The sequence below is a fragment of the Planococcus sp. TJ-302 genome (genome assembly GCF_058268455.1).
This window is the reverse complement of the sequence record NZ_JBZDOI010000001.1, coordinates 1277902-1292760: the sequence shown is the minus strand read 5'-3', so window position 1 is coordinate 1292760 and position 14859 is coordinate 1277902. Positions and strand designations below refer to the sequence as shown.

The 14859-nt window shown below is 47.5% G+C and carries 12 protein-coding genes; 6 read left to right on the top strand and 6 right to left on the bottom strand.

Annotated elements, in window-relative coordinates; genetic code table 11:
• Window positions 1–61: 61 nt before the first annotated feature.
• Together AC4EHB_RS06515 and AC4EHB_RS06510 are read left to right on the top strand one after the other, a co-directional pair.
• Complete coding sequence (locus AC4EHB_RS06515) at window positions 62–1108, top strand: hypothetical protein (RefSeq protein ID WP_490980978.1); 1047 nt, start codon at window positions 62–64, stop codon at window positions 1106–1108.
• On the top strand, window positions 1105–2532 hold the full coding sequence (locus tag AC4EHB_RS06510) for a glycosyltransferase family 2 protein (RefSeq protein WP_490974756.1): 1428 nt from the start codon (window positions 1105–1107) through the stop codon (window positions 2530–2532). The genes AC4EHB_RS06515 and AC4EHB_RS06510 overlap by 4 nt, the downstream gene beginning before the upstream one ends.
• A gap of 72 nt (window positions 2533–2604) precedes the next feature.
• Here the strand turns inward: AC4EHB_RS06510 and AC4EHB_RS06505 are convergent, their stop codons facing one another.
• Window positions 2605–4758 (bottom strand): hypothetical protein, encoded by a 2154-nt coding sequence (locus AC4EHB_RS06505; protein ID WP_490980977.1) that lies wholly within the window; start codon window positions 4756–4758, stop codon window positions 2605–2607.
• A 243-nt stretch (window positions 4759–5001) separates the two neighbouring features.
• Here AC4EHB_RS06505 and AC4EHB_RS06500 point away from each other — a divergent pair, with 243 nt between their 5' ends.
• Entirely contained in the window at window positions 5002–5550 is a 549-nt protein-coding gene (locus tag AC4EHB_RS06500) for an HD domain-containing protein (protein WP_490980976.1), read from the top strand.
• A gap of 35 nt (window positions 5551–5585) precedes the next feature.
• On the opposite strand, the gene AC4EHB_RS06495 is transcribed toward AC4EHB_RS06500, so the two are convergent.
• Complete coding sequence (locus AC4EHB_RS06495) at window positions 5586–5798, bottom strand: hypothetical protein (protein WP_490980975.1); 213 nt, start codon at window positions 5796–5798, stop codon at window positions 5586–5588.
• Window positions 5799–5986: 188 nt separating this feature from the next.
• Entirely contained in the window at window positions 5987–6997 is a 1011-nt protein-coding gene (locus tag AC4EHB_RS06490) for a LysM peptidoglycan-binding domain-containing protein (RefSeq protein WP_490980974.1), read from the bottom strand.
• Between the two features lie 294 nt (window positions 6998–7291).
• Between AC4EHB_RS06490 and AC4EHB_RS06485 the strand changes: the two genes are divergently transcribed.
• Entirely contained in the window at window positions 7292–8164 is an 873-nt protein-coding gene (locus tag AC4EHB_RS06485) for a DUF1028 domain-containing protein (RefSeq protein ID WP_490980973.1), read from the top strand.
• A gap of 189 nt (window positions 8165–8353) precedes the next feature.
• Here the strand turns inward: AC4EHB_RS06485 and AC4EHB_RS06480 are convergent, their stop codons facing one another.
• Window positions 8354–11485 carry an efflux RND transporter permease subunit gene (locus tag AC4EHB_RS06480; protein WP_490980972.1) on the bottom strand — a complete coding sequence of 1044 codons (3132 nt, stop codon included), beginning with the start codon at window positions 11483–11485 and terminating at the stop codon, window positions 8354–8356.
• A 33-nt stretch (window positions 11486–11518) separates the two neighbouring features.
• The gene (locus tag AC4EHB_RS06475) at window positions 11519–12337 is read right to left on the bottom strand and encodes a TetR/AcrR family transcriptional regulator (protein ID WP_490980971.1); all 819 of its coding nucleotides are present in this window, start codon (window positions 12335–12337) and stop codon (window positions 11519–11521) included.
• Window positions 12338–12986: 649 nt separating this feature from the next.
• On the opposite strand from AC4EHB_RS06475, the gene AC4EHB_RS06470 reads away from it, so the two are divergent.
• Window positions 12987–13511 (top strand): GyrI-like domain-containing protein, encoded by a 525-nt coding sequence (locus AC4EHB_RS06470; RefSeq protein WP_490980970.1) that lies wholly within the window; start codon window positions 12987–12989, stop codon window positions 13509–13511.
• Between the two features lie 98 nt (window positions 13512–13609).
• Here the strand turns inward: AC4EHB_RS06470 and AC4EHB_RS06465 are convergent, their stop codons facing one another.
• Window positions 13610–14080, bottom strand: a complete 471-nt coding sequence (locus tag AC4EHB_RS06465) for a competence protein ComK (RefSeq protein WP_490974747.1) — start codon at window positions 14078–14080, stop codon at window positions 13610–13612.
• A 237-nt stretch (window positions 14081–14317) separates the two neighbouring features.
• Here AC4EHB_RS06465 and AC4EHB_RS06460 point away from each other — a divergent pair, with 237 nt between their 5' ends.
• Entirely contained in the window at window positions 14318–14803 is a 486-nt protein-coding gene (locus AC4EHB_RS06460; RefSeq protein ID WP_490980969.1) for a sigma-70 family RNA polymerase sigma factor, read from the top strand.
• Window positions 14804–14859 lie beyond the last annotated feature (56 nt).

Sequence of the window (14859 nt, the reverse complement as noted above, 5' to 3'; positions counted from 1 at the left end):
TTAACAATAAAGACAAGTATTTAACATAGTTAGTAAAATTAATCAGAATGGGAGTGAGAATATGACAAGTTTTTTTGTTTGGATGATCGGTATTTTACTGATGCTGCAAATATTATTATTAATAGGGTTGATCGGCTGGAAAACGGTGATGCTGCGCAATGAAACAAAGATCAATGCAGAAGTTGTTAGGCTACAACCGCAATACCAGGATTTTGTTGCAGGCCGCCGTCATGGCTATCCAGAAGCTCCGGCGAAGAACCGGTTTCAAATAGCTATTGTCGAACGCTTGCTTGAAGCTATGGTTCATGCCCATACTAGTGCAGAGAATGGAAAAAGGATCACGGAGCTGGCCCAACAGCTCTTAACGGACACTTACCGGATAGTGCTCAAAAAAGGCTCATGGGCCGAGCGGATTAACTGCTTATACTTCATCGAAGATTTCCGGATGCTAGAGTTGAAGGAAGATCTGTATGCCCATTATAAAGGCCTGGACAAGCGGGATGAAGAGCTTCGGCAATGTTTGCGGACAGCTGCTGTATTAGGTGAAGGCCGCATCAACGCCGCCTTGTTTGCTGAGCCGCCCTTATCAATCGGTTTTAACAAAGAACTGTTGGTGCGGATGGACAAAACGATGTTATCGGATTTGGCTGAACACATCGAATCCCGCAAAGAAGTGCCGCAGAACCTGCTATTCGCCTTTATCACATTTAGTGGCGAACAGAAAAATGAAGCGTTTTTTCCTTTTGTCGAGAAAATGATCTTTGACGAACGAAAAGAAGTCCGCATCAAGGCAATGAAAAGCCTTTGCGATTATGAAAAAGTTTCGGATCCATCCATGCTATCCGGATTTTTCAAATCCATCTTTTGGGAAGAGCGGATGTATGCTGCGAAATTGGCCGGCGCTTGCAAACTTGATGAATACAAGAAACCGATGGCGCTGCTGTTTTCAGATCCTGTCTGGTGGGTGCGTTTTGCGGCAGCTGACAATATCTTCGGCCTAGAGGATGGATCGCTCTTGCTGAAGGACATTGCATCGACTAGCAAAGATGCTTTCGCGCGTGATATTGCGAACCATATGCTGACAAGGAAAGGCAGGGCGGTTTCATGAATGATGAAATGCTGAAACTGTGGTTGGAATGGGCTGGCTGGGCGATTATCGTCTATATGGTGATAGCGAATTTGATTTATTTGACGTTGTTTTTGATTGCTGCCCCCAAAATCAATCGGGAGAAAAAATTGAATCGCCTTGAACAGATTGAAGGAATGTTGATCAACAAAGATACGTATCCGATTTCTGTCCTCGTTCCCGCATTCAATGAAGAAATGGGAATAGCAAGTACGGTGCAGTCATTGATAGCATTGAACTATCCGCAATTTGAAGTTGTAGTCATCAACGACGGCTCGACGGACAACACAAGTGGGAAACTCATAAGCCGTTTTCAGATGAAGCCAATCGATCTTGCTGCCCGCAGTTATTTTAAAACTGAAGTAATGGTTCGGGCTTTTCAGTCTCAGCTTCATCCGCACCTGTTTTTGATTGAAAAAATCAATGGCGGCAAGGCAGACGCATTGAATGCTGGAATCAATTTCTCCCATTATCCGTACTTTGCGGCGATAGACGGCGACTCGATTCTTGAACAAGATGCATTGCTTAAATCAATCAAGCCAATCATCGATTCGGATGGGCTGGTCACTGCGACCGGCGGCACTGTGCGCATTGCCAATGGCTGCAAAATTGTCAATGGGTCTGTCCAACAAATGCGTTTGCCAAAAAGTCCACTTGAAATCATGCAGATCATCGAATATTTCCGATCATTCCTGATTGGCCGACTCGGCTTTAGCAGAGTCAATATCCTGCTGATCGTTTCTGGCGCGTTCGGAGTATTTGAAAAAAGCCGCGTTGTGAAAGTAGGCGGCTATAACCGGGAAACAGTCGGCGAAGACATGGAATTAATCGTCCGGATCCATCGATCAATCAAAGAAGAGAAATCGAAGCAACGGATTGAATATATCCAGGATCCTGTCTGCTGGACAGAAGGCCCGAGCACTGTCGCTTCACTGCGCGCTCAGCGGATCCGCTGGCAGCGGGGGTTAGCTGAAACCATCTGGATTCACCGGAAAATGATTTTGAATCCGAAATATCACGGAATCGGCATGTTCTCTATGCCGTATTTCTTGCTCATCGAATTATTGAGTGCAGTGTTTGAAGTGCTGGGCTATACTTTCATCATTTCCTCGCTGCTGTTTTCACTTGTCGATACCAACATCGTCCTGATTATGCTGATCGTGATGATCCTCTATGGTTCGCTTCTATCTGCACTAGCCGTGCTGCTCGAAGAATGGACCTACCATAAATACTCAGATGTGAAGAGCATTATCATCCTGTACTTTTTTGCGTTGACGGAATCTTTCTGGTACCGCATCATCATGAACGTCTGGCGCGTGGAGGGCCTGGTGCGGGCATTCAGTAAAAATGTGGAATGGGGCAATATGGAAAGACAGGGCGTTTTTTCGAAAGAAGATAGCCCTTAAAATCAAAAGAGGTATCGGACTCAGTCCGATACCTCTTTTGATTTTATAAAAGGAACGCTCGATGCGACTCCTTTATTTGATTCCGCCAAAATAGTCTTGGAGGATGTAATACGATTGCTTGAGGCGTTCTTCGGATTCAGGCAATGACCAGCTTTCCCATGTGTAGAAAGGCGGTTTCCCTGAAACTGAAGAATCGATGATGTTGCTTTCACTGTCAGTCAGCACAGCGGAAATGCCGATTCCGTCGATGGTCATCGATGAGTCGATGCCGTCTTTCTGAAGGTCGCCGATAAACTCTTTATTGCTTGGGTCTTTGGCGTTCAGCAGCATCCATGGAATCCGAATCTCCAGAATCCCGGTGTCTTCGGAGTAGAACCAGTCATTCAGCGAATCGTATTGCGCCATTTCGGGATTCGCGATGCCATACTGCAGAATTCCGGTTTCATAGGAACTGAACGGGATCACTTCGTCTGTATCCGTTCGAGTAATTTCTTTACTCAGCGCGAGGCGAATGGGATGGAATTCTTCCGCAACGTCTTTTTCAGAAAGTGCGATCAGTTGCTGCTGCTCCGCATAATTGTAATAGAACGTGTCGTAATCACCGGCGACCATCAGGCGTGCGGACTCTTTATTGTCTATGGACAAATGGAAATCAGCTTTCGCGGTTTCGCCAGTGGAAGGGCTGAATTGGATTCCTCCGTCTTCCCGAACGCTGAAATACAGGTGGAAAGTATCGTTGCCCAACCACTCCTTCGCATCTTCATTGAATGCCGATTTGATGTAGAGATAACGTTCATCGTGGTCGACGGCAAGCGATTCTATCGCTCCGCTTCCGTCTTGATACAAATCAGTGCCGGAATCCCAGTCGTCTTCTCCGTCCACTTTTACTTTATGGCGGTCAAACGCCAGCAGCCCGAATTGCTGTTCACTCGTCTGGGCGTTCGACCAGAACGGGCGCCGGTCAGGATTGTCGTAATCCATCGTATTCCAAGTGCGCTTGAACCATTCGTCCTGCCAAGAAAACACGATTCCACCGAGCATATCCGTTTCCATGATATCTTCGTAGAGGTGCCGAGCGATATCGCCCTGCTGCTTTTCCGAGATGAATCCTTGGTTCCAGCCGAATGGGTTGTCGTGCGTTTTGCCGCGGGAAGCAGGAACGCCGAATTCTGCAATCAGGATGGGCAGTTCATGGGAATCTTTCAAGTCCTTCAAATAACCTGCGTAATTATTGCGCTCATTGCGATGGTCAATAAACTCAGTGTATTTTTTCTCGAGATTCAAAAAGTCCGGATAATAAGGATATACGTGGTAGGAAGCGAACATCCCTGTTTCCGAAAGCTTCTCTTTCACTTTGATGTGGTTCGGATCCACGGTTGCAATATCTTCGATATCTCCTACATCAGATGGATGCTCAAGATTGTCTGTCGTCACCCAGTTTGTAAAGCTTAGCGGGCGCATGCTTTGATAGGTTTCCATTTCGTATTTTGCAAGGCCGTCAAGCTGCACCGCAAGCCAGTGTTCCATCGGGTTGGCGTTTTCGGTATTGACGTGGCTGCCGGAAAAGTCGCCGAGATCCGGATAAAGCCGTTCCATTTCCTGTACCATGACGGGGTCCCATTCGATGCCGATGACCCAGCCGATCATGTAAGGCGAAACGTCTGCTGTATAGTTGCCGGATGCATGGCCAGGCTGCGGTTCCACTTCCGCATTGCCGTGGACCGCATCCGCCAGATTGCGGATCTCCTTTTGGAAGCGCTCTGTGATTTCCGAATCGAAGGCGTCCATTTTTTCGGCTAACGGTTCTTCGTCTATCCACACGCCCTGAAAAAGGTAAAGCGGCTCCTCAGCCGTTTCGTTGTGGCGCTTTAAAGCTTCATAAAAGCCCGGTGGATGAAGCGTGTATATCCGCAGCGCATTGGCATTCATCTCGCCAATTTGCTTGAACCAGCGTTCGTATTCGCTTGGCGAGATAGCTGCTTCACCAGGAAAAGTGCCCGGTTTCGCCATGCCCATATTGACACCTTTGACGGTCAGCGGCTGCCATTCGCCATCCTGATAAACTTCAAACTCCTGTCCGTTAATGCGGGAAGGGTAGTTAATGCCTTCGCGCTCCGCTTGTATCGTTTCCGGCACAAGCTGCTCTTTATTCTGGATTTGCCAAACCACCACAGGCAATGCCAATGAAAACGCAATGGCGAACACCGTAAAAATAATCTTTTTCATCTATATTCCTCATTCCCAATCACCAATACAATCTAATTTAAACTTTCTTTAGAAAACTTTTTATAAACTAATTATAACTCAAAAGGCGCATATGGTAATACGAAGGGTGTGTAAAATTTCAAAAATTTTCCGCTGTACTTTTGAAAAGTGTGAATGGTTGCCATATGAAAAGTGCATAAAAATGCCGCAATCCGGCTTTTGTGGGACAAGCGCGCTATACTGTGGGAAGAGAGGTGTGAGGATATGGAAGGGATTATCGATCAGGCGATCCAATTCGCCGCTGTAAAACACGCTGGGCAATTGCGGAAATCCACAGCCGTTCCATACATCAGCCATCCGTTCGCTGTGGCAATGCTTCTGCAGGAAGCGGGGCATGGAGCTGAAGTGGTGGCCGCCGGTATATTGCATGATACACTCGAAGATACAGCGGCCACCGCAGAAGAAGTTTTAACGCTTTTTGGAGCGGTGGTACTGAAGCTTATCGAAGCAGCGTCTGAGCCTGATAAATCGCTGCCTTGGGAAGACCGCAAACGCCATACAATGTCATCTCTTGCAGAGCGCTCGGATGATGAGCTGGCTGTGATTATTGCGGATAAATTGCACAACCTGCGTTCCATTCGGCTCGATATCGTTCGCCACGGCGAAAAAGTATGGACCCGTTTCAACAGGGGCAAAGAGCAGCAGGCTTGGTATTATCAGGGGATTGTCAATGCAGTGAAAGAACGGAAAGGTCAAGTGCCGCTAATCGGGGATTTGGAACACGAAGTGGACTTGGTTTTTTCAGAAGCATAAAAAAACGCTTGGAAAACTCCAAGCGTTTTTGTGTGCTATAAGAATAAAGCAATAATGGCCGTGACGGCAAAAGCGGCATAAAAGGCGAACGCTTTTTTCGTTTGTTGGTGGTACGCATATCGGCTGATTCGCTCAGCACCTGTTTTCTTATGCGCGCTGTAAGCTTTCACATGAATGGACAAGGCGATCAAGGCAAAAATAATGCTTATCGCCAGTAAACTGAATTTAACGATCAGGATTAATTCCAAACGGTCTCATCTCCAAAATTTAAATCAATGCTGTAATTATTCCGGCTTTTATTATAATACGATTAGAGTGAAATGACTATATCCAAAGCGAGCGATTGAAAGAGCAGAATTGCCATGGCCAAAAGGATGCGCTGAATTCGGCGCATCCTTTAATTATGAAGCTATGCTTTGAATCGAATGGCTTACCGTCATTTCGGAATAACCAGCACTTGTCCGACACGGATGATGTACGGGCTGGCAATTTTGTTGGCGGTGGCAATTTTTGCGACGGTCGTATTGTACTTCCGGGCGATGCTGTATAAGGTATCGCCAGCTTTGACGGTATATTTGACTACGGTTGCCGGAGGCGGAGTGATTGGAATAATCAGCACTTGCCCGACTCGAATGAGATTGTAGTTTGTAATGTTATTGGCTTTTGCTAACGCGGCGACGGTAACTTTGTATCTAGCGGCGATGCTGTAAAGTGTATCGCCAGCTTTGACGGTGTATTTGACGGTGCCAGCTTTCAGATTCAACAGCTGCTGGACTGTTACAAATGAATAGCCTTTCGCTTTCAGTTTTGAAATCATTCCAGGAAGCGCGCCGGGCGTTCCGGATGCGCCGGCTCCTGTGTGCATCAAAACAATCGAGCCAGGAACGATATTATTGACGACTTTGTTGGTGATGGCGGTCGATGAAACGCCTTTCCAGTCAACGGTGTCAATATTCCAATGGATGGTGTGCGTATAGCCTGCTGCGCTGACTCCTGATAGTACAGCAGAATTGACAGCCCCGAAAGGCGCGCGGAACAGCGGTTTTGTCGTTTTTCCAGTGATGTTCTTGATTGTTGTTTCTGTTTTATCGAGTTCCGCTTTCATCTTAGCAGCCGTCAATTTTGTGAAATCCGGATGCGAATACGAATGGTTGCCAATGGCGTGTCCTTGGGTGGTGATGTTTTTGATCCACGTTGGGTGCTTGGCGGCGCCAGATCCAGTCAAAAAGAACGTGGCTTTGATTTTATTGGTCGACAGAATGCCAAGAATCTTGTTGATGTTTGTGCCGTCCGAGCCATCGTCAAAAGTCAGTGCAACGACTTTGTTTGATGTGGCTCCTTTTATGACGTAAGTCGAAGCGGCTGCTTCCGCTTTTAGAGAGAACGACAATGCCGTGAACAATATGAGCGTTAGAGCAGCAATAACTTTAAATATTTTACTCCCCACAATCCTCACCCCTTTTTTATTTCCGGGTTCTCCCCCGGCTATGTAAATAAATAAGGTGAGGCGATTTTACTATGTATGTGTTTTTAATTTGAAAATTCAGATTTTATATGACTCTATTATATCAGATAATTACGATAATTAATAGTTGGGTTGCATTTGTAATAAAAAATTGTTTTGGCGAACAGTGGTCGTTGCCGTATTCGAATAGAGGCCTCTGCGAAAAAGTTTACATGGATTTCAGAGAAGGGTAAGATTTAATTACTCTGATAAATAGATGAATGGAGGAATTTTTGAATGGAGCAAGTCAGCAAAAATAAATTAGTGGCGACTTTTTCGATAGCAGCAGCAGATCCATCAACAGGGGAGGTCGGCGTTGCGGTGCAATCCAAGTTTCTGGCAGTAGGTTCGGTGGTGCCGTGGGTGAAGGCAAATGTCGGTGCAGTGGCTACGCAATCGTGGGCGAACACATCTTACGGGCCAAGAGGATTGGAATTGCTGGAGCAAGGCTTAACGCCGGAAGCGGTGATTGAAGAACTTGTCGGCTCGGACGAAGGCAAAAGCCTGCGGCAAGTTGCAATTGTTAGCGCGAGTGGCGAATCAGCTGCATTCACTGGCGAGGAATGCTACGACTGGGCGGGCCACAAGATCGGCCGCCATCATTCAGCGCAAGGCAATATTCTTGTCAGCGAAGAGACGGTATCGGCGATGAGTGAAACTTTCGAACGCGCAACCGGAACACTTGCTGAGCGCTTGCTCCAAGCGCTTGCCGCGGCCCAGCAGGCAGGGGGCGACAGCCGCGGCAAGCAATCTGCAGCAGTTTATGTGCTGCAGGAAGGTGCGGGCTACGGCGGCTACAATGATGTCAAAGTGGACCTGCGCGTCGATGACCACCCGGAGCCGATCGATGAGCTGCAACGGCTTTACAAGCTCCATCAATTATTCAATGCGCCTTCGGAGAATTTTTTGAAGCTGGAAGGCGATGTGTTCGAAGAGGTGAAGCGTAAGCTCGCGGAGTTGGAATTGCTCCTTCACACGGAATATCCTTCCTATGAAGGAGCAGTGAAAGATGCGCTGAAGACATTCGCCTTGAGCGAAAACTTCGATGACCGCTGGACTGAAGACAATCAAATTGATGAGCAAGTATTTGAATTTTTACTAGCTAAATAAAGAGAAGATCCCGCTGATGCGACAGCAGCGGGAGTTTTTTCGGCCAAATAGTGATGTGGAAGCGTGTTTCGGCTGCAAGGGGGCGTATTTTATTTGTAGTAGAGCGTATTTTGAGACTAACAGAGCGTATTTCAAAATAAACATAAAAAAGCCTGCACACTCATCTTCGAGTGTGCAGGCTTTTGGACGTTAATTCACTTCTTTTTTACGGAATTTCGATACGACTTCATAAACGATCGGCACAATGACCAATGTCAGCATTGTCGAACTCGTCAAACCACCGATAACCGTGATGCCAAGGCCTTTTGAAATCAGGCCGCCGCCTTCCGCGCCAATGGCAAGCGGAATTAACGCGCCAATTGTCGCAAGTGCCGTCATCAGGATCGGACGAAGCCGCGTCGTGCCTGCTTCAAGCAAGGCGGCGCGCGTCGTGAATCCTTCTTTTTCTTTATGGATGACGCGGTCAACCAGTACGATTGCGTTGGTGACCACGATGCCGATTAGCATCAGGACGCCAATCAAAGCGTTGACACTCAACGGTTCGCCTGAAATCCACAATGCCACTAAGACGCCGATTACGGTGAATGGCAATGAGAAGAGGATGGCGAATGGCGCCAATGCGCCGCCGAACGTTACGACCAGGACGAAATAGACGATCGCGATTGCAGCGAGCATCGCCATACCGAGCTGCGTGAACGATTCGTTAATTTGTTCCGCAACACCGCCTTGGTCAACTGACACGCCGCTCGGCAATTCCAGGCCGTTGACGCTTTCATCAAGAGAAGCCGCTATATCCGAAGCGTTATTGCCAAGAACGTCCGCCGATAAGGATGCGTACATCTGGCCGTCGCGGCGGTTGATCGTATCTGGTGAACGTCCTTCTTCGACTTCCATAAGGTCTCCGATTGCCACAGTCGTGCCAAGTGAGGTCGGCACTTCAATAGCTGTGACATCGTTTATGTCGGCATATTCGGTTTCTGTCATTTCAATGTAGACATCCAAATCTTTGCCATCTTGCTGGACTGTTGTCAATGCAGGAGCCTGCCCGGTTCCGCGCAGCGCCATGCCGACTTGTGCAGAGGTCAGGCCGTATTGGCTCAGCGTTTGCTGATCAGCGACAAGCGTGTATTGCTCGTATGCTTCCGTCAGGCTCGATTCTACATTTTCCAAGCCGTTATTGTCTTCCATAATCGGCTGGATCTGGTCGATGGCGGATTGGATATCTTCCGTGTTATCGCCGTAGACGAAGAGCTCAAGGCCGCTTCCGCCGACAGCGGCGAAGTCCATCGTTTTCCATTCGCCAGCTTCGGTACTGCTGTTTAGTTCGTCAATCAGTTTTCCGCCTTCTTCGCTGAAGTTCTCGAAGTCGCTGTCGTATTCAATAAAGAACAGCGCGGAATTATTGCCGCCGCCGGACATGGCGGCCATCGGATTTTCTCCACCGAGCGAGTATTGATAAGTCGTAACGCCAGTGCGTTCGCTGATCAAGCTTTCTGCGTCAGTGGCGATTTGTTCAACATCGCCGCGCGTCTGTCCTGGCTCCGGTGAATAAGTTGCCATGACCATTTTCTGTTCTTCTTCCGGCAGGAAGCTGACGCCGATGACTGGCACCAAGAACAAACTTGCGACAAGCAATACGGTGGCTGCGCCGAATGTGATGATTTTGTGGTTCAGCGACCACTCAAGGATGCGCTTGTACGTGTGGGCCAATTTGCTTGGCTTTTCTTCGCTGTGGCCGGGTTTATTGGCAAGCTGGCCGTTCAATTGCTTGGCGTACATGGAATGCGCAAGCATCGGGACGATTGTCACTGCGACTACTAATGAGGCCGACAATGCGAATACGACGGCTAATGCGAACGGCAGGAACAGTTCGCCGATCTGCCCGCTGACAAGTGCCAGGGGAAGGAATACCGCAATCGTTACGATTGTGGATGAAAAAATTGGGATAAACATCTCGCGCGTCGCTTCGCGGATCAATGATTTGCCGCGCAACGGTTCGCCAGGCAGCGACATGCGGCGGTATATGTTTTCGATAACGACAATCGAGTCATCGATGACGCGGCCGATCGCAACCGTCAAAGCACCGAGTGTCATGATGTTAAGCGTAATGTCCATTTGGTTCAAAAGGAAAATTGCCATCAATAACGACAATGGGATCGAAATGATCGAAATGATGGTCGTTTTAAAGCTGCGCAGGAACATCAAAATGATGACGACTGCGAAAAGGATGCCGAATAATGCTTTGCTGAGCATGGTCTCGACAGACTGTTCAATCGGTTCGCCTTGGTCAAATGTTGTCGTGATCGTCAGGTCATATTCCTTTTCCAAATCGGCTGTGATGTCTTTCACCGCATTGACAACTTCGACCGTGTTGGCGTCAGGCGCTTTGACAATCTGGATGCCAATCGATTCTTCGCCGTTCGTGCGCGAAATCGATTCGGCTTCGCTGACAATCTGGATATCGGCAAGTTCACTTAAAGCGACAGTTGGAATCTGAGCGGGAACTGCACTTGCTGCATCAGGTACAGTTTCTGCACCTGGAGGCGTTTGAGTGGGGCTCCCAGGTGGTGCAGCTTGTGGCACTGCGGGAATCTGCAGCGCTTTTAAATCATCAACAGTTGCCACATTGCCGTCTATTACCAGGTTTTTAATCTCACCGCCAAAATCTGTGAGGCCAAGCGGGAACGTCAGGTTCGAAGCCTGGATCAATTGCTGGACTGCATCTTGCGTCAATCCGTAACGGGCCATCGCTTCTTCGTCGAAAGCCATTGTGACTTTCTCGAGGCGCTGGCCGGAAATCTGGGCGTCCGACAAACCGGCAACACCTTCAATTTCAGGCAATACGGTATCCTCAACTGTTTTTGTCAGTTCTTCAAGGGATTGCTGCTCGTCGCTGATGCTGAGCGTCAGGACAGGGAAAGCATCAATGCTGATGCGGGAAATCTGAGGATCATTAGCTCCATCCGGAAATGTTAATTCGGACACGGCGCTTTCCACTTCACGCAGCGCTTCGTCCATGTCCGTATCAAAATCGAATTGGACTTGGATCGATGAAGCGTTGGCGAGTGATGACGACGTCAGCAATTCAACGCCGTTCAGGTTTTGGATGCGCTGTTCGATCGGCACCGTCAATTCACTCATCACTTCGTCAGGGGCAGCGCCCGGATATGGTGTGATGACCGTCAGCGCAGGGACCGTAATATTCGGTATGGACTCCTGTTTCATCGTCAATCCGGCGAATAAACCGGCGACAACCACCATGATTGTCAAGATCCACAGCGCGAATTTATTGTTCAGGGAAAAATCAATGATCTTTTTCATGCATAATCTCCTCGTATAAAAATAAATTCTGTGTCAAATCAATTTCTCGAGCCATGAAAGTTCGGGCTCAAACTTGGATTCTTGCGCCAAATAGGCGATCAGCGCTTCAATCAAGAAATCCTGGCGTTCCGGCTTGCTGACTTCTTCTTTCAAGAGGCGCAGCGAAGACAACCGTTTTTCGGTGTCTTTTCCGGTGCTTCGCATTTTATCTTCTAAAGCTGCAAAAGCTTTGTCTAATGGGCTTGGCGTGGGAGGAATGGCGGATAGGACCGGTTCCATATGCTCCAGATTGTGGACGATGGCATCCATGCTGGCAACAATGAATTGCGCAAGCTTCTTCACATCCAAGGGCTCATTTTCGAAAATGAGGTAAATGAAAAACTCGCGCTTCATGCCGTCATACAGTGCCGCCAAATCTGCGATGAATGGCTTAGCAGAATCACAATAAACTTCAAGTAGCATATTTTTGGTGATGTCCAGCTGGGCAATACGCAGTTCCTGTAACAAGACTTGCATTTGGCCGCTGTCATCTTTCGGGAAATCTTTGAAAATCATCAGGAAGAAGTCCTTGTCGGAAATGGTCTTTTCAATTTCAAAAACCAGTTTATCGATGAAAGCCTGTTTGCTGTCGGCGGCATCCACAAAACGGGGAGCAGCCAGCGCTAAATTCAAATCCAGCTGGTAGCGTTTCAGCAATTCGATGAAAAGGCTTTCCTTGGAATCGAAGTGTTTATAGAATGCTCCTTTGGAAATGCCAGCTCCATGGGCGATTTCCTGGACAGAAGTTTGATGAAATCCTTTTGAAGAAAACAAGCGGGTAGCTTGCTTCATTAATTCTTGACGTTTATCCATTTATTCCCTCCTTGTAACCGATGAGTCATAAAAAGTAACCATTTGGTCATACATTAACAATAAGGCTTAAGACACAGGAAATCAATTTCTTGGAGGCCTCAAGATATGTACATTTAATGTCGTTGCAGAATGCAGGAATTTCACTGCAGTTATCGAATAATTACTATATAAGTTGAGCTAAATTTTTAGTAGTATACTCCGCAAACCTGTCTCGCTTGCCGCGGGCTAGCGCCAAGCCTCCTCAGCCCGCTAATCTCGTACTTCCGGGGTCTCGGCTGTCTCGTCGCTTGGCTGCCCCGCAAGCAAGACATTGGCCGAAGTATGCGAGGACAAGTCTTTGTGACGAAGTGCGCAGCATTGCAACGCACTTCAATGTTTCGAAGCTAGCGCAGCGATGCAACGCTTTTTCATGTCCCGAAGCTAGCGTAGCGTTGCAACGCACTTTCATGTCTCGAAGCTAGCGCAGCGATGCAGAGACAGAGACAGAGACAGAGACAGAGACAGAGTCAGAAACAATGGTCGTTGCTCTGCCATGAGCGTTCGAAGCAGTGTTTAATAGGCTGCTTCTTTAGCTCACCTATTATAGTGAAAAAGCTGTTGATCTCTCAGATGGAAACACGCATAACCATAGTCGAAAGGAAGGGTTGGCATGGCCCATAAATATATAAGTGAGCCGATAGTGGAGTACCAGAAGGAAAAACCATATGCAGCGATTGCATTCGAAACGGTGGATGTGGAATGGGAGGAAGCTGCTGCATTGATCCCGGAAATCGTTGAGTGGCTTGGAAAAAGGAAGTTGAAGACTGCGGGAATGCCGCTGTACAGGTATTGGTGCTCATCAGGCAATGGAGATGAAGCTTTTACTCTGGAAGTCGGCGTGCCAGTGGACAGGATGGCAGCGGGAGATGAGCGGGTTGTTGTCAGCACGATTCCCGGGGGATCGTATTTGAAAGCGATCCACCGTGGGCATCCTGATAATCTGCCGGAGTCGCATGAAGCGTTGGTGCAATGGGCGCAGGCAGAGGGACTGGAATTCGACAAGCGTTGGGAAGAGGAATACGAAATTTGGAATGGACGGTTTGAAGTTTTTTTGACGAATCCGGAAATAGAGCCGGATCCTGAGAAATGGGAAATTGAAATCCTGCTTTTGCTGGTCCGCGATGAAGCAGCATAACGAAAAAGACACCTCTCTCTGAATTGGATGAATCGTCCAATGCACAGTGAGGTGTCTTTTGCTTCTAAGAAAGAATGTACAAAATAGCAATATGCTGATTATATATCGTATCTGTCGCGAACTTTCAAATAATAATACAGCATTTCATACATACGGGTGCGCTGCTTTTCCAAAGTATGGATGGAAACGTCAAGCACTACAGAAATGCCATATTGTTCGTAAATGATTTTAGTCTTTCCGACCGAAACGAATTCGGTCCGATAATCATGGTTGAAAATCCAAACGCATTCCGGAAGGGAAGGGGATTTTGTTGGAAATGCTGCAACTCCGTCACTTGAGATGAGAATGGGTGTTTTTTTGTGCTGCTTAAGGTTATACCTCGTTGCCTTGACCCGGCCTTCGTAAGTCGAAGCGTAAAGCATGCACGCCCTGTCTATCAGCTGCAGGGCTGAGAGCCGTGAATAATACTCCCCGTGCTTCGTCACCACTTTCGACTTACGTTCTGTTTCAAATGAAGACAACAGAAATAATGTGGAGCGGTCAATAAAATTCTCATCATACTTTCCCAAGCAGTTGATCCCCTTTCTGCGTACTAGAGAATCTTACCATTCGATTTTTGGAGAATCAATACCATAATCAGAAAATAGGATATTTTATGACAATTTAATACGACAAACGTCATGTATTGAGTATACAAAAATATTCGATGATAGGTTAGACGTTTTAATGGTGCTTTTGTGATGTTCTTCTGGGTTGGCTAAGCTAACCTTACCCGGGAATAACAAGGACGTCCAGAAGGATTGCAAGTGGATACAATAGAAGAAGTATTGCAGCAATACACGCCGATGATTTCGGCCCTCATCCGCAAATTGCACATTTACCGCGATTTTGAAAGTTACCGCCAAATTGGCGAAGTGGCCTTATGGCAAGCATGGCTGCGGTTTGACGAAACAAAAGGAGATTTTACGCCGTTCGCCTACCGTTCGATCAAGGGAGCGATGCTGGATGAATTAAATCGGGAAAACCGTTTTTCCATCCGTTTTGCGGTAATGGAGAATCCAGGTTTGGAAGAACCGGCAAGTCCTCATTTTGAAAATATATTACCAGAATGGTTGGATTCCGTCCCACTGTCAGCGCAGGAAAAATTACTTCTTGAAGATCTTTTTGTCAACGGCGAGAGCATTCGGAAACTCGCTGAGCAGCAAGGGCTATCCGTTTCAGGCTTGAAAAAGAGGAAAGGCCGAGCGCTGGAAAAGATCAGGAGAGGGATGCCGGATGATTTTAATCATTAAAAGAGCATGGCAATATGCCCGAAATGTGTGGATTGTCCTACTGTCCAAGTTGTATA